The organism is Streptomyces sp. NPDC003393 (genome assembly GCF_053589015.1).
Window position 1 is genome coordinate 24142 of record NZ_JBSFRB010000060.1, and the last position, 14603, is coordinate 38744.

Consider the following 14603-nt stretch of genomic DNA (forward strand, 5'->3'; position numbering starts at 1 on the left):
GTCGCGCAGAACCGTTGACTTCCCGGGCGCACATTGGTTGAGTGGCTGAGCCACTGAGCCAGTCAAGCCATGGGGAGGACGGCGTGGAGGCACTGCCCCGCGAAACCATCGTCGATGTCCTGGAGAGCCGCCTGCGGGAGGACATCCTCGCCGGGCGCCACCCCGCAGGCACCTACCTGCCGCCGGAACGCACGCTCGCCGACGGCTACGGCGTCACCCGCACCACGTTGAAGCACGCGTTCGGGCGCCTGACGCAGGCCGGACTGCTGGAGACCCGGCACGGTGTCGGCACCCGTGTCCGGGACTACCTGCGACTGGGCGGTGCGGACCTGCTGCCCATGCTCGTACGGCACAGTCCCGACTGGATCGGTGAGATCTTCGAAGTGCGGCGCAGCATCGGCGCGTTGATCGCCGAGCGTGCCGCCGTGCGGGCGACCGACGGGCAGCGAGGCGAACTGCGCAGGCTGCTGACCGAAGTGGGACACGCCGCGGACCCCGACGCCGTGCAGCTCGCCGACATCGACGTCCACCGGGCGCTCGCGCGTGCCACCGGCAACCGCGTCTACGTCCTGCTGACCAATACCCTCTTCAACGCCTATCTGCCGGTACGGGCCGCGCTCAGGGGACCGTTCACCGACGCGCAGGTGGCCCGTGACCGACTGGAACCGGTGATCGAGGCCGTGGCGGCGGGCGACGCGGCGGGCGCTCGGCGGGCGGCCGAGCAGTATCTGACGGCCACCGAGCGGATCATGCTGGAGGACCTGGCATGAGCGCGGCCCCCACCTCGAGCCGGGCCGCGCGCAATGGCTCTCCCGCTCGCGGCACGGTCTTCCGCGAGAGCATGCTCGGCAGCCTGCGTCTGGACGACGAGGACCGCACCCGCCGGGTCCGGCTCGACCTGACGGTCTCCGCGGACCGTCTCCTGCGGCCCTTCGGCACCACCCCGGCCCGGGCCACCGGCCGGGTCCGGGTGACAGGCTGGAGCGACGATCCGCACGCCGAGGGCGAGTTGGAGATCTCACCGCTGGCACGCCGCCGTATCCGCTACCGCATCGCGTTCACCGCGGACGGCCGCCGGCTCACCCTGGACGGCTGGAAGTCCGTCAGCCCGCGCCACCCGGTGACATCCATGACGGTGCTGCCGTACACCCTGTACGAGAACGGCGTACGCATCGGCAGCGGCACCCTCCGTTTCCCGCTCGGTACGCAGCTCCTCCCTTTCCTCACCAGCTTCCGCTTCCCACGGCGGGAGAACCCCGGCACCTTCCTCGCGTCCCGCTGGCGCGGGGAGCCGGGTCGCACCGAGGTCTGGTACACCACCGTCACCGACCCGGACACCGGCACCGGACTGTGGCTGCACCACGAACTGGTTTCTCCCGCGGACGGATCCCCGCCGTACGCGCACGGCTGGGCGGCGGTGTTCCCCAGGGAGGGCTCCGTGCGCCACGCCCGCTTCGGCCCATCCTCATGGAGTGCGCAGGAGTCCGGCTTCGGCACGGACGACATCACCGTCCGGCCGGGCCGCCTGTCCGGATCGGCCGAGGACGGCGCCATGCGCTGGGACATCGCCGAACGACCGGCCGGCGCGCCGCTGTTCACCTTCCCCCGCTGGTCGTGGCGCCGCCTCCTGCTGCCGGCGGCACAGATGCTCCCCGCCGCGCGGTCCTGCTACGACGGCTCGTTCACCCATGACGGCACGACGCTGACGCTCACCTCGGCCCCCGGGGCCTCCGCCCGGATCTACGGTCACGGCAACGCACACCGCTGGGCCTGGCTGCACGCCGACCTCGGCGGCGGCGACGTGCTGGAGATCGTCGCGGCCGTGTCCACGCGGCCGGGCCTGCGCAGACTTCCCCCGCTGACCTTCCTCCGGCTGCACCGGCACGGCCGCACCTGGCCCCGCCGTGCCGAACGCCCGGCCGTCGGCTGGGCCGGCCTGTGCCGGTTCCGCACCGACATCAGCCTGCCGACGTGGACGGTCACCGGCCGCACAGCCCTGCGCCGGATCCGTGTCGACGTCACCCAGCCCGCCGACCGCGTCCTCACCCTGGACTACACCGACCCCGACGGCGGGCACGCCACGTGCCGCAACAGCGAACGCGCCCACGCACACATCCGGCTGGAGCGGTGGTGGTTCGGCGGCTGGCGCACCGAGGCCGAGTGGGAACTCGACGGCACCGCGCACGCGGAGGTGGGCACCCGATGAGCCTTCCCGGCCTCGTGGCCGCTCTCCTCGCCGACGACGGCACCGCCGACTGGCCCCGGCGCGTCCCCACCCGACTGGACACGGTCCTCGCCTCGATGCCGCTCGCCGCCCGGGCCGGCCTGCGCGCGGCGGCGCGCGGCGTGGACACGTACGCCGCCGCCCGCACCGGACGCACCCTCGGCGCGCTCACCCCGGCGGAACGGCAATCCGCACTGGAGGATCTCGCCGCACGACCCGGGCTCCTGCCGCTCCTGGACGTGCTCAAGGTGCCCGTGCTCCTGGCGGCCGGCACCGAACGACTGCTCCAGGACGCCCCCGCACCACGCGCTCCTGTGCGCCCCGACCCGCCGCTCGATCTGACACCCCTGCACGCCTGGCCCGCTCGCTCCACCGCCGACGCCGTGGTCATCGGTTCGGGCGCGGGCGGAGCGATGGCGGCTCGGACGCTGGCCCGCGCCGGACTCCGTGTCGTCGTGCTGGAAGAAGGCGAACACCACTCCACCGAGTCGTTCGGCAAGCGCCCGCCCCTCGACCGGTTCACCGAGCTGTACCGGGACGGCGGGGCGAGCGTCGCCGTCGGCAGACCACCCCTGCTGCTGCCCGTGGGCCGCGCGGTCGGCGGCACCACGGTCGTCAACTCCGGTACCTGCTATCGCACTCCGGATCACGTTCTCACCCACTGGAGCAGGGACCTCGGCTTCACGCTCGCCGACGGCTTCGACCGCCATCTGGACGAGGCCGAACGCAGCCTGCGTGTCGCCCGCCAGCCCCTGGACGTCCTCGGCGCGAACGGCCGTACCGCCCTCGCCGGTGCCCGCGCGCTCGACTGGCGGGCGGCGCCTCTGCGCCGCAACGCGCCCGGCTGCCAGGGTTCCTGCCAGTGCGTGGCCGGCTGTCCGACCGGCGCCAAGCAGAGCGTGCAGCTCTCGGTGCTGCCCGAGGCCTGCGCGGCCGGGGCACGCATCGTCACCGGTGCCCGCGTCGAGCGCATCCTCGTCGACACGGACCGGCCCGGGGGGCCTCGCGCGGCCGGCATACGCGCACGCGGGCAGGAGTCCGCATGCGAGATCCTCGCGCCCCTGGTCGTCGTCGCCGCAGGAGCCTTGCAGTCCCCACCGCTCCTGCGTCGCTCCGGACTCGGCCGGCATCCCCACCTCGGCCGCAACCTCAGTGTCCATCCGGCCACGAGTGTCGCCGGACGCTTCGCCGAACCGGTCACGGCCTGGGAGGGCGTGCTGCAGAGCGTGGGCGTGGAGGAACACCACGAGGATGGGATCCTCATCGAGGCCACCGCGACCCCGCCCGGTATGAGCTCCTTCATCCTGCCCGGGGTCGGAGCCGAGCTGCGCCGCGAACTGGAGGGCGCCGACCGGCTCGCCACACTCGGCGCGATGATCGCCGACCGTCCCTCCGGCCGCGTCCTCGGCCGCGACCGCACACTGGTCCGTTACGACGTGGCTCCCCGTGACGCCGGACGCCTGGTGCGGGCCGTGCGGGCCATGGGCGAGCTGCTGTTCGCCGCCGGCGCCGAGGAAGTGCTCACCGGCATCCCCGGCAGGCCCCGCGTGCGCTGCCTCGCGGAACTGGACGCCGTGCTGGCGGACACGAGCGTCCGGCGGCTTCATCTGTCCGCCTACCATCCCACCGGCACCGTCGCCGCGGGCCACGATCCCCAGCGCCGTCCCTGCGACTCCCTGGGCCGACTGCGCGGAGTGCGGGGCGTACTGGTCGCCGACGCCTCCGCGCTGCCCAGCTGCCCCCAGGTGAACCCCCAGCTGAGCATCATGGCGGGGGCCCTGGCGATCACCGAGGCCTTCTTGGACGCATGAACCGTCCCGGGCACCGACAGGGCGCCTGGGCCCGGCCCGGGCCAGGTGCGGCCTCAGGCTGTTCGCGGAGCGGCTGCTTCAGGCGCCGGAGGCTCGAGCCGGGCCACGAGGGAACGGCCGGCCCGCTGGAGTTCCTCGTCGTGCTCCACGTTCTGGAACCGGCCGCCGCGCCGGGGCAGGGCCAGGTGCTCGCGGAGCAGAGGCAGGGCCGGTGCCGCGAGAGAGCCCATGCGGTCCAAGCAGGTTACGACGTGGCTGGCCGTCGCGGGGTTCTGGTCCATGGCCTGCAACAGGGCGTCCAGGACGGCCGCGGCCTCGGCCTGGCCGCCGATCTCCCAGAGCACGGACGCGCAGTACACCCGAACCCATTCGTACTCGTGCGTCAGGAGGTTGCGCAGGCGCGGCAGGGCGGCCGAGGCGGGCGGGACCATCTCGCCGAGCACATCAGGGCGGTGATCGTGTGGCAGGACTTCAGGACGGCCGCGGCCTCGGCGGCGACCTCACGGTCGGCCGAAGTGAGCTGGTCGGCGACCAGCAGCAGAAGCCGGGCGTGGTCCCCGCGCCAGGCCCGCATCAGCTCTCCGCTCATGCGCACCGCCTCCAGGAGGGAGCCGGGGTCCGGGCTGCTCAGCTGCTCGCCCAGCACCGCCGTGCGCTCGGCGACACGCGCTCACCAGAACTTCGTGGAACGTACGCAGCGGGCCGGTGGTCGGCGCGTACACGCGCGTATGTCTGTCGAGCTCCTCGAAGGCGGCGACGATCTGGGGCGCGACGTTGTCCGTGGGCGCCGCCGTGCGGCTCGGGGCCGGCGCGATGGGCCGCACGGGTATGGCGCGGGCGGTCTCACGCAGCAGGCCGACGACGGCCGGTACGACGTCCTCGCCGATCTGGTCCGGGGCGCAGCGGGCTCGCTGGACCAGGGCCGCGAGCCGGGTCACCGAACCCTGGGACGGGTCGCCGACGAGTCCGCCGAGCCAGTCCCTCACCTGGTGCGAGACCGTCGGCGCAACGCGACGACGGCGGCCCGATCGGGCGTGGTGCCGTCGACGGCCAACTCGAACAGGAAGGGCAGGCTGGCCGCCGTGAGCGGGCACACGCTGCCCTGGTGGTGGACGGCGCCGTGGAAGCGGTCGAGGGCCGTGGGCCGTTCCCCGGCGTCCGGGGAACGCGGCGCCCACAACAGCGCCGGTACCTCCTCGGCCGAGCCGTACGCGCGCTCCATCGACGCCCAGAACATAATCAGCACCATGTCAGACAGTACTGACAACAACGGCGTGCCGCGACAGAACCTACGACACCATCGGCACGGGCCAGGACGATCGGGCGCCGGCTGCCACGCTTCGCCATGGTCCGGGACCGGTACGGGGCGGCTGCTGGCGTGCACCAACGGGTGCAGCCGCACGACCGGCAGCCCGTCCAGCCCGGCTACAGAGCCACGTCAACTTGACACTTCCTCCTGTCGCCGGTTGTCGCCGACTGTGGCGGGGATGGCGTTGTCGATGAGGACGGCGGCGATGGCGGCGGCGGTGGGGAAGGCGTCGGCGTTGAGTACGCGGGTACGGGCCGCGGCGCCGTCGATGAGCAGCGCGAGCTGCTCCCCGAGCTGTTCAGGGTCGGCGGCGCCGGCTTCGCGGGCGGTGTCGGCGAGCCGCGCGGCGACGGCCTTCTTGTAGTCGCGTGCGTACTGGGATGCCGGGTGCTCGGGGTCGTGGAGTTCCACGGCGGCCGCGATGTACGGACACAGGGGGGTGGTGGGGGGGACGTCGAAGGCGGCGAGGAGCCGTTCGCGGGGCGTGAGGTCGGTGCGGTCGAACACGCCGGACAGAACCGAGGGGTCGAACCGCTGAAGGTACTCGGCGACGAGTTCGTCCTTGCCGGCGAAGTGCTGGTACGCCGTGCGCTTGGACACCTCGGCCACCGCACAGAGCTGATCCATGCCGGTGCGGTTGATGCCCTGCTCCCGGAACAGCTGCCGGGACGCGCTGAGGATGCGCTCGCGGGCGCCCCGGCCGCGGCGGCGGCCCGTAGGCCCCTTCTCCAACTCCGTCATGGGCCCATCCTACCGCCCGTGGGTAACGACCGGTGTACATAGTTTGCGCCCCGGCCGCCCGACCCGTACGGTAAGCACACAGGGCGGTGTACATAACGTCGCCGCCCCAGGTACACACGGCACCACCGACCCAAGGGAACGACTATGGGCAAGCTCGAGGGCAAAGTCGCGGTCATCACCGGCGCCACCACCGGCATGGCGCTGGCCGGCGCGAAGCTGTTCGTCGACGAGGGAGCACACGTCTTCATCACCGGCCGCCGCCAGGACGCCCTGGACGAGGCGGTGCAGCACATCGGCCGCAACGTCACCGGCGTCCAGGGCAACGCCGCCGACCTGGACGACCTGGACCGGCTGTACGACACCGTCAAGCGGGAGAAGGGCAGCGTCGACGTGCTGTGGGCCAGCGCGGGCGGGGGCGAGCCCGCCCCGCTCGGCGAGATCACCGAGGCCCAGTTCGACACCTGGTTCGGCCTCAACGCCCGCGGCACCCTGTTCACCGTCCAGAAGGCCCTCCCGCTCTTCAACGACGGCGGCTCCATCCTCATGACCGGCTCCAACGCCTCCCTCGGCGCCTTCCCCGGCTGGAGCGTCTACGCCGGCAGCAAGGCCGTCCAGCAGGCCTGGGCCCGCGTCTGGCTCAACGAGCTCAGGGACCGCCGCATCCGCGTCAACGTCCTGACTCCTGGCCAGGTCGCCACCGCCAAGCAGGCGGAACTCTTCGACGAGGCCACGAAGCGGCAGTTCGAGTCCCTCATCCCCCGCGGCGTAATGGGGCATCCCGACGAAATCGCCAGGGCAGCGCTCTTCCTCGCCTCCGACGACTCCAGCTACGTCAACGGCATGGAACTCGTCGCCGACGGCGGCACCACCGCCATCTGAACCGAACAACACCCCACCAGGGCAGGACATCTCATGAGCAGCATCAGCATCATCGGCACCGGGAACATGGCGCGCACCATCGGTACTCGGGCGATAGCGGGCGGCAACACCGTCGAGGTCATGGGCCGCAATCAGTCCAAGGCCGCTGACCTGGCCAAGGCTCTCGGCGGCGGCACCACGACCGGAGAATGGGGCACCGCGCCGGCCGGGGACATCGTCATCGTGGCGCTGCTGTACGACGGTGTCGTGCCGAGCGTCGCCCAGTACGGAGACGCTCTCGCGGGCAAGGTCATCGTCGACATCAGCAACCCCTTCAATTCCACGTTCGACGGGCTGGCCCACCGCGAGGAGACCTCGATCGCACAGGAGGCCGCCAAGGCCGCCCCGGCCGGCGCCAGTGTGGTGAAGGCGTTCAACACCATCTTCCGTCATGTCCTGGAGAAGGGTCGGCCCGACGTCTTCATCGCCGGGGACAACGCGCAGGCCAAGGCGCGTGTGGAGGCGTTTGTCGAGAGCCTCGGACTGCGCCCGCTGGACGTCGGCGGCCTGAAAATGGCTCACTGGCTGGAAGGAGCGGGCGTGGTCACGGCGGGCCTAGCCAACCACGGGGTGGGGAACTTGAACTTCGCCCTCAGCATCACCGAACTTCCCGTCTGAGCAAGCGACCGACTGAGCCTTTTCGGAGCAGCCGCCGATCGGGGGACGACGTTGGTGTGAGGGCGGGGTGCGCAACGCACAGGGCTCCCGTGCCGTTGAGGGAGGCGTGCGTAGTCTCACTCAGCAGCACAGGAGCTTTGCGGTCAGAGTCGAAAGCCTTCGCCGCACCAACCACAACCCGTTGGGCCGTCCGTCATCAGAGTCCGAACGCGGCAATCACTCGCTCGGCAAGATCCTCTTCTGTCATCGTGCTATCGACGCGGATGGTGCGCAGTCGGAGCCGCTCGGCTTCCCCCTCCAGGCGTTCGGTGAACATGTGGTCACGCTCCGCAATGTTACGGCCTGCCTTTGTGGGGTCGCTGGTCTTCCACAGAAACCCTTGCCCCGGTGCCGACCGGCTCCGGATGGCGGCCTGGCGGAAATCAGGTGTGGGCAGAAGCCAGACCGCCTGCTCAGGGGCGGCAAGCAGAGGTTTCACGAGGTGCGGCAGCAGCCGGAATCCCTCGACGAGGACGCACGGCTCCTTTGGCAGGCTGAGGAGGTCTTCGACGATCAGGCCGAAGCCCTCACCCTGGAACCAGTGGAAGGTCTCGAGCATGACCTCCGGAGTCCGGCTCACCCATCGCTCGTCCATGTCCATGGCGATGAACTCATGGAGGTGGGGGGCGTCTTCGGGGCTGGTCCGCCTCGCGTGATCAGGCATCACGTCGTCGGTCGCGTACAGACGCCACCCATAGCGATCGGCGAGTCGGCGGGCGATGGTCGACTTGCCGGCGCCACTTCCGCCACCGATCCAGAAAACGTTCCGCAGCCGCACCGGAAGCTCTGCGGCGTCGGTCACCTGGTCGTTCTGTCCGGGCTGCATCTTGCTCCGATCCAGCGGTTACGACCAAGGCGGGCCTCATCGCGGTCGTCGTTGTCGGCGGCTTTTCTCCAAAGCTACTGCCTGCCGGCGCCGGTGGGCCGCACGAACGAGCGGCGGTGTCCGAGCGGCGGCCGCCTGATCGGTCATGGGAAAGGGTCCCTGGTGAGCTGCACCAGGGACCCATCAGGGAGTGCGACGCTGGGCGACTGGGGGTTCCACCCAGCGGCGCCTGCCCTTCAGTGGTGGTTGAGGAGCTTCGCGGCCAGTTCCCAGAGCGCCCTGGCTCCGAGAGCTAAGCCCAGCCGTTCAGCAACCTCACGGACCCACCCCTTCGGGGTAGGGGACCGCTTCTTGTCCACCATGTGCCCACCTCACCTCATCTTGATTGGGCCGAGTCGACCGGTTGATCCGGCGACCCCCAGGACGGCGGATCCCTCGGTACAACCCGGCCCGAGCCCACTGATGAGGTAAGGCACTTTCAGGCTAGGCATCAACTGGTCGGCTGTCCAGGGCTGTTCGGCGCGACCGGCACCCTTGTTGCACAACGACCTTCAAGGGGTTGATGAGGACTCAGTCCTGGACAGGCTCCACATGATGAGGCTCGGCTCCGCCGAGGCAGCCGCAACGACCCGAGCAGTTGGCGGCTCACAGGAGACGATCAGTTCTTCGCCAATCAGATACGTCGCACCTGATCGCCGCCGCCTCGATCATGAAGGACTGAGGACAGAAGGTCTTCGCGAGGGCCTCGATGGCCTCCTCGGCATGCGCGGGGGACTCGACGTCGTGGAAGAGGGGACGAGGGCCGGACGTGCGAGTGAAGCCCGGCGGCCGCCGGGTCGCGGACGCCCCGCCCGCGGCCCAGCTCCCTGAGATCGGTGGGCGGACGCCGGGACCATCGGGGTAGCGTGCGCCGCGCAACCGGCCCGGCACGGGCGTCGGCGCCTGTGCCGGGTACGCCCGGGTGTGTCAGCTGGGCTGGGCCGTCGGCATGACGAAGACCTGCGGGAGGTTGACCCGCAGCGGCAGCGAGGCGATGAAGCCGACCGTCCGCGCGATGTCGTCCGGCTGGAGCCAGTCGATGGTCTCGTTGGAGCCTTCCAGCCATGCCCTGGCGCCGGGGTCCGTGACGTGGTTCTGCAGCTCGGTGCCCACGATGCCGGGTTCGATCGCGGAGACCCGCACGCTCTTCGGGCCCAGCTCGACCCGGAGGTGCTTCGACAGGTGCGAGACGAACGCCTTGGTGCCGGCGTAGACGGCGAAGGTCGGGTAAAGGTTCTGCGCGGCGCTCGCCGAGGTGTTGATCAGGTCGGCCACGCCGCGCTCGCTTGCGGCACGGTGGGCCTGACCCCCGACGGGCGCACGCGCCGCGTCCCTGGCCTGCGCCGTGAGGAGGCGGCCCGCCTGGCGGGCGTGAGCACCGAGTACTACACCCGGCTGGAGCAGGGCAGGGCGGCGAACCCGTCGCCCGAGGTGGTGGACGCCCTGACGCGCGCCCTGCGGATGGACGCCGCCGAGCGTGAGCACCTGACCAACCTGCTCGCCCGCCCCGGCGGTCGGCGGGCCCCGGTCAATCCGCAGCGGGTGCGCCAAGGCCTGTACCTGATGCTCCAGACCCTGGACCACGTGCCCGCCTTCATCATCGGCCGGCGCACCGACGTCCTCGCCTCCAACCGCCTGGCCCGCACCGTCCTCACCGACTTCGAGGCGCTGCCCGTCCAGCAGCGCAACCTCGCCCGCTACTACCTGCTCGACCCCGAGACTCGCGAGCGCACCGGCGACTGGGAGCAGATCGCGGCCGAGACCGTGGCAATGCTGCGCCTGGAGGCGGGCCGCTGCCCGCAGGACCGCCGGCTGGCCGACCTGATCGGCGAGCTGACCTTGAATTCGACGAAGTTCAGCACTTGGTGGAACGACCACCGCGTGCTCCGCCGAACCCACGGGACCAAGCACTACCGGCACCCTCTCGTCGGCGACCTGTACTTCTCGTACGAGTCGCTGCAGCCGCCCGGCGACGACAACCAGACGCTGTGCGTCTACATCCCGGAGCCGGGCTTCGCCACAGCAGAGTCCCTGCGCATTCTGAGCAGCTGGAACGCGCCGGTGACCGGCACCGCCTCGGACATCCGGCCGCCCGGACCGGCTCCCTGCGCTGCGCCGGCGCCTCTGTGGCGGGCGCGGTGCTATGGGACCAGCAGAGCCAGCGCTTCCCTCGCGTTGTGCTCGGCGATTTCGCGCATCATCGTGCGGTGCGGGAAGCCGCCGTCGAGCAGGCGTAGGGGGCCGGCCACCAGTGAAAGGCGCATCGCCAGCCTGTAGAGGTCGAGCCGTGCTGGATCGAGTCCGGGGCGTGACAAGACCGGGTACTGGTCACCGAAACGAAGCCGCAGGAACACGTGCTCCCACTCGACATCGAAGAACATCACACCCTCGATGTCGATGAGGACGGGGTGTCCGGAGGCATCGACCAGGACGTGATCGGGCCCGAGTTCGCCGTGGATCAGTCCGTGTTGCGTGCGCTGAGCCACTCTTGCGGCCAGCTCCTGCAGGCGGTCGTGCAAGGGGACGGCGGCTGATTCGATCCTGGGGTCGCGTCGGGCCGCTTCCGCAAGGTCCTCGATGGCCCGCGCGAGCACCGATTGCTCGCATGAATCGCCGCTCGCTCTGTCGCCCCGTTCGAGTACGTCCACCCTGCCGTAGGACTGACTGTGCTGCTGGTGCATCACGTCGAGCATTGCGGCCAGCTCGGTCAGGGCATGTGATGCGCGTGCGGGTTCCGTCTTCAGGAGCGCTTCCAGAGTGCCCCCGGCAACGTCCTCGACAACTGCCAGATCCGCTGGACAGCGGTGTCTGCTGTCGTCGGTCAGAAACACCCTCGGCGCCCGGACGCCGATGCCGTCCAGCCTCCGCTGAGCGGCCAGGAAGGGGACCAGCCCGGAGGCCGGAGCAAGCGGGTGGGCTGCGTCGGCGGCTTCCGCGGCCGGCCAGAAGTTCTCGGCCTCGGCCCAGCTGTAGACGATCACACTCGGTGTCCGCGACCCGCTCGTGCGAACCCGGTAGACCCCCTTCCTGCTCCCCCCGCGCAACCGGTCCACGCCGACGACGTGGGCTCCCGCCCCCAGTGCCTCGTGCACGATCCCTGACAGGGCTTCGTCATCCGTGAACTGGCGCATCCGCCGACCCTATCCCGGGCCGGAGCGTCGTCGGGAGGGGCGCCCACTGCTCGTCGGTCGGCGGACGCAAGCGGCGCTTGTGGTCACCGAGGCCGGTAGGCGGTGATCAGCACGGAGACGGTGACCTGATCAGGAAGGAAGCGACCGTCGTTCAGGTCCGCGCGGCTCACGTGGCGTGCGCTCGGCGTCATCGCCACCAGGTCCAGGGCCTCCGGCCCGGACAGGATCGCGGGGTACTCCACCCGTTCGGTGACAGCGGCATCGAAGAAGGGGTGCAGCGCCCGGTGCAGGCGCTGTTCCTTGGCCGGGTCGATGGTGACCATCGCAGGCAGCCGGCCGCGCAGCTCGGCCAGGTGCCGCCCGGTGGGACGGACCACGATCAGCCGGCCGGTCGGGCGCAGCACCCGGTGGAACTCGGCCGGGTTGCGCGGGGCGAACACGTTCAGCACGGTATCGGCCACCCCGTCGGCCAGCGGGAAGGGACGGAAGACGTCCCAGGCCACCGCGGCGCCTCGTTCGTGGGCTCGGGCTGCCGAGCGCAGTGCGCGTACTGACGTGTCCAGTCCCAGGCCACGGGCGCAGGGCGACTGGTCGAGTACGCCGGCCAGGTAGTAGCCCGTGCCGCACCCCGCGTCCACGATCGTGCCCTCCTCGGACACGGCGTCGGCCGCCAGGCGGGCTGCGATGTCGCGGATGGGCGCGTAGGTGCCGGCGGCCAGGAATCGGTTCCGGGCCTGGACCATGGCCGCGTCGTCGCCGCTGGTGGCGCGGGTGCCCGTGAGCAGGCCGACGTAGCCGTGGCGGGAGATGTCGAAGGTGTGGCCCACCGGGCAGCGCAGTGCGCCGCGGTCGGGGTGCAGGGGACGCGCGCGGCACGTTGGGCAACGCAGCAGGTCGAGGGACAGCTCGAGGGCAGGGGAAAGCGACACGGGCACGAGGCACTCCTGGCAAGGGGCGAAGGGAAGAGTCCGTGCCTGCACGCGCGCTCGGAGTGTCACTGCCTCAGGGAGAAACGGGCAGCGTCGGGAACGTGGTTCACGCAGCAGGCACGCCAAGGAGGGCGACGCCGTCCGGCATCGCCCTCAGCGCCTTCCGATCACAGGAAGCAACAGTGCGGGGTGCTCATGAATGCCACGGCAGGAGCTTACGGGACTCGGCCCCGGACCTGCCTGGTCAGGCCCCGCTCCCCCAGCCGTACCGCTCGCGTCGACGCCGACCCGGGTTGGAGGCCGAAGAGGGATGGCCGTGGCCGTTGGCGGCACCGCCGTGAGGCGATCGATGCGATCGCCTTGAAGTTCCAAGCATTCGTAGCTCAGGCCGCCCAGGTCAGGGCCAGGACCCCAGCGTCTGGACTGCGAGGAGATCGCAGAGCGCCAACTGCACCGCCCCGACGACTCGGGGCCCGATCCGCAACAGCACGACGGCCGTTACGCCCACCGCCAGGGCCAAAGCGCCGAAGCCCCGTACGGGCGCCCAGTCCTGGGGCGGCACACCGGTCGGAGTCTGTCCGTAGCCGGCGTTCGTCCGGCCCAGTCCTCGGGCGGCGAGCACGATGACGACCAGCAGCCCGGCCGCTACGTCCGCCACCAGTACCAGGAGCAGAAGACAGCTCGCGGTGAGGGCGCCCTCTCCTCCCGAGGGCTGCTGGTCGGCCAGTTCGCGCATGGTTCAACGATCGCCTGCGCCGTACATTCCCGGACGGCCCGTCATCGACCTGCAACCCACGTGTACTCTCCCCTTCACAAGTTGCTGACGGCTTGTCACCTCATCGCGGCTCAGGATCTGTTGATCTGCGAACTCGGATCCTTGAGTCCCGACTCGGGAATGTCGCTTCAAAACGGGCGGTGTGAACGTCGGACACGTCGTCGCAGATCAGATGCACGTCGAGGCCGGCGGGCGCCTCCCGGTCGATCCGGCCGAGAAACCCGCGGCATCTCATGGCACGGTGCCCGCAGCGCGTCGGCCTGGCATCAGGTGCGGCGCGAGGCCGAGGGCCCGCGGCACACCGAGGCCGAGCGGCAGGTCAGCTCCGGATGCGAGGCGGTCCGGGGCATGGCACATTGGTTGCCGAGCAGCGCCGGGCAAGCGTGGGGTCGGCCGCGTGCCTTCGACCCCTTGTGGCTGCCGGTGCCCGAGGATCGCGGATGACACCGCACGGACAGGTCATCGCTCCTCCCGTAAGCCAGTGCCGTGGTCATGTCCCGGCTGACGAACTGTGGGGTGTGCGTATGCACCGGATGCACTCGATCCGTTTCTCGGCTGCTGCCGCTCTCGGCATCTCGTTCGCCGCCTCCGCACTCGTCCCGACACCCGCCCACGCCACGCGCCTGCCGACGGCGGCCTCCGCCAGCGCCGCCAAGCCCACCATCGTGCTGCTACACGGCGCGTGGGCCGACACGTCCAGCTGGAACGGCGAAGTCGAGATCCTCCGCAAGGAGGGATACCAGGTACGTGCGGTCGCCAACCCCCTGCAGGACCTGACCACCGACTCGCAGACGATCGCCGGCTTCCTCAAGACGGTGCACGGTCCGGTGGTGCTGGTCGGACACTCCTACGGGGGCAGTGTCATCACCAACGCCGCCGCGGAGACCGACAACGTCAAGGCGCTGGTCTACGTGGACGCGGCCGCGCCGGCCATCGGTGAGACCAACGGATCCCTGAGCGGCTCGGACTCGGCGCTCAACGCTCCCGCCGACAAACTGTTCGACACCGCGGCATACGCGCAGGCACCGTCCGGCGGGAAGAATCTCTACCTGAAGAAAGACATATTCCTCAAGGACTTCGCGAGTGACCTGCCCGCCAACCAGGCCGAGGTCCTGTGGGCAACGCAGCGCGCGGCCTCCACGGTCGCGTTCAACACGCCGTCCCAGCACGCGGCCTGGAAAACGATCCCGTCCTGGTACTTCATCAGTTCCGGCGACCGGATCATCACCCCGCAGTCGGAAGA

The 14603-nt window shown here is 70.7% G+C and carries 15 protein-coding genes and 1 pseudogene; 7 read left to right on the forward strand and 9 right to left on the reverse strand.

The annotated features are described in order from the left end of the window. The first annotated feature begins 41 nt into the window (after window positions 1-41). Genes ACWDUZ_RS35810 through ACWDUZ_RS35820 form a run of 3 tightly spaced genes read left to right on the forward strand, consistent with a single transcriptional unit; the run spans window position 42 to window position 4035 of the window. The gene (locus tag ACWDUZ_RS35810; RefSeq protein ID WP_451636005.1) at window positions 42-770 is read left to right on the forward strand and encodes a FadR/GntR family transcriptional regulator; all 729 of its coding nucleotides are present in this window, start codon (window positions 42-44) and stop codon (window positions 768-770) included. Beyond that, window positions 767-2206, forward strand: coding sequence for a hypothetical protein (locus ACWDUZ_RS35815; RefSeq protein ID WP_451636006.1), 1440 nt, complete (start codon window positions 767-769; stop codon window positions 2204-2206). The genes ACWDUZ_RS35810 and ACWDUZ_RS35815 overlap by 4 nt, the downstream gene beginning before the upstream one ends. Beyond that, the gene (locus tag ACWDUZ_RS35820; protein ID WP_451636007.1) at window positions 2203-4035 is read left to right on the forward strand and encodes a GMC family oxidoreductase N-terminal domain-containing protein; all 1833 of its coding nucleotides are present in this window, start codon (window positions 2203-2205) and stop codon (window positions 4033-4035) included. The genes ACWDUZ_RS35815 and ACWDUZ_RS35820 overlap by 4 nt, the downstream gene beginning before the upstream one ends. A gap of 53 nt (window positions 4036-4088) precedes the next feature. Here ACWDUZ_RS35820 and ACWDUZ_RS35825 read toward each other — a convergent pair whose 3' ends face one another. From ACWDUZ_RS35825 to ACWDUZ_RS35840, 4 genes are all read right to left on the reverse strand, one after another. Then, complete coding sequence (locus ACWDUZ_RS35825) at window positions 4089-4466, reverse strand: HEAT repeat domain-containing protein (protein WP_451636008.1); 378 nt, start codon at window positions 4464-4466, stop codon at window positions 4089-4091. After that, window positions 4418-4681 (reverse strand): hypothetical protein, encoded by a 264-nt coding sequence (locus ACWDUZ_RS35830; protein WP_451636009.1) that lies wholly within the window; start codon window positions 4679-4681, stop codon window positions 4418-4420. Before ACWDUZ_RS35830 ends, ACWDUZ_RS35825 begins: the two co-directional genes overlap by 49 nt. Window positions 4682-5017: 336 nt before the next feature. Further along, window positions 5018-5284: a hypothetical protein gene (locus tag ACWDUZ_RS35835; protein ID WP_451636010.1), complete on the reverse strand. Its 267-nt coding sequence runs from the start codon at window positions 5282-5284 to the stop codon at window positions 5018-5020. 189 nt (window positions 5285-5473) lie between these two features. Beyond that, window positions 5474-6085, reverse strand: a complete 612-nt coding sequence (locus ACWDUZ_RS35840) for a TetR/AcrR family transcriptional regulator (protein ID WP_451636011.1) — start codon at window positions 6083-6085, stop codon at window positions 5474-5476. Window positions 6086-6229: 144 nt separating this feature from the next. On the opposite strand from ACWDUZ_RS35840, the gene ACWDUZ_RS35845 reads away from it, so the two are divergent. Both ACWDUZ_RS35845 and ACWDUZ_RS35850 read left to right on the forward strand, forming a co-directional pair. Beyond that, complete coding sequence (locus ACWDUZ_RS35845) at window positions 6230-6964, forward strand: SDR family NAD(P)-dependent oxidoreductase (RefSeq protein WP_451636012.1); 735 nt, start codon at window positions 6230-6232, stop codon at window positions 6962-6964. 33 nt (window positions 6965-6997) lie between these two features. After that, window positions 6998-7621: an NADPH-dependent F420 reductase gene (locus tag ACWDUZ_RS35850; protein WP_451636013.1), complete on the forward strand. Its 624-nt coding sequence runs from the start codon at window positions 6998-7000 to the stop codon at window positions 7619-7621. A gap of 196 nt (window positions 7622-7817) precedes the next feature. On the opposite strand, the gene ACWDUZ_RS35855 is transcribed toward ACWDUZ_RS35850, so the two are convergent. Both ACWDUZ_RS35855 and ACWDUZ_RS35860 read right to left on the reverse strand, forming a co-directional pair. Further along, the gene (locus tag ACWDUZ_RS35855; RefSeq protein WP_451636014.1) at window positions 7818-8486 is read right to left on the reverse strand and encodes a hypothetical protein; all 669 of its coding nucleotides are present in this window, start codon (window positions 8484-8486) and stop codon (window positions 7818-7820) included. Window positions 8487-9452: 966 nt separating this feature from the next. After that, the gene (locus tag ACWDUZ_RS35860; RefSeq protein ID WP_451636015.1) at window positions 9453-9800 is read right to left on the reverse strand and encodes an SDR family oxidoreductase; all 348 of its coding nucleotides are present in this window, start codon (window positions 9798-9800) and stop codon (window positions 9453-9455) included. A 21-nt stretch (window positions 9801-9821) separates the two neighbouring features. On the opposite strand from ACWDUZ_RS35860, the pseudogene ACWDUZ_RS35865 reads away from it, so the two are divergent. Then, window positions 9822-10508: pseudogene (locus tag ACWDUZ_RS35865) on the forward strand (helix-turn-helix transcriptional regulator); the annotation flags it as partial. A 158-nt stretch (window positions 10509-10666) separates the two neighbouring features. Here the strand turns inward: ACWDUZ_RS35865 and ACWDUZ_RS35870 are convergent. The 3 genes from ACWDUZ_RS35870 to ACWDUZ_RS35880 all read right to left on the reverse strand — a co-directional run bounded on the left by ACWDUZ_RS35870 (window position 10667) and on the right by ACWDUZ_RS35880 (window position 13321). Beyond that, window positions 10667-11656, reverse strand: a complete 990-nt coding sequence (locus ACWDUZ_RS35870) for a phosphotransferase (protein ID WP_451636016.1) — start codon at window positions 11654-11656, stop codon at window positions 10667-10669. Window positions 11657-11739: 83 nt separating this feature from the next. Further along, a complete protein-coding gene (locus ACWDUZ_RS35875; RefSeq protein WP_451636017.1) occupies window positions 11740-12591 on the reverse strand; it encodes a putative RNA methyltransferase in 852 nt (283 codons plus the stop codon). 391 nt (window positions 12592-12982) lie between these two features. Further along, window positions 12983-13321, reverse strand: coding sequence for an inner-membrane translocator (locus ACWDUZ_RS35880; RefSeq protein WP_451636018.1), 339 nt, complete (start codon window positions 13319-13321; stop codon window positions 12983-12985). 563 nt (window positions 13322-13884) lie between these two features. Between ACWDUZ_RS35880 and ACWDUZ_RS35885 the strand changes: the two genes are divergently transcribed. Next, the coding region (locus ACWDUZ_RS35885) for an alpha/beta fold hydrolase (RefSeq protein WP_451636019.1) at window positions 13885-14603 on the forward strand (719 nt) is incomplete at its 3' end.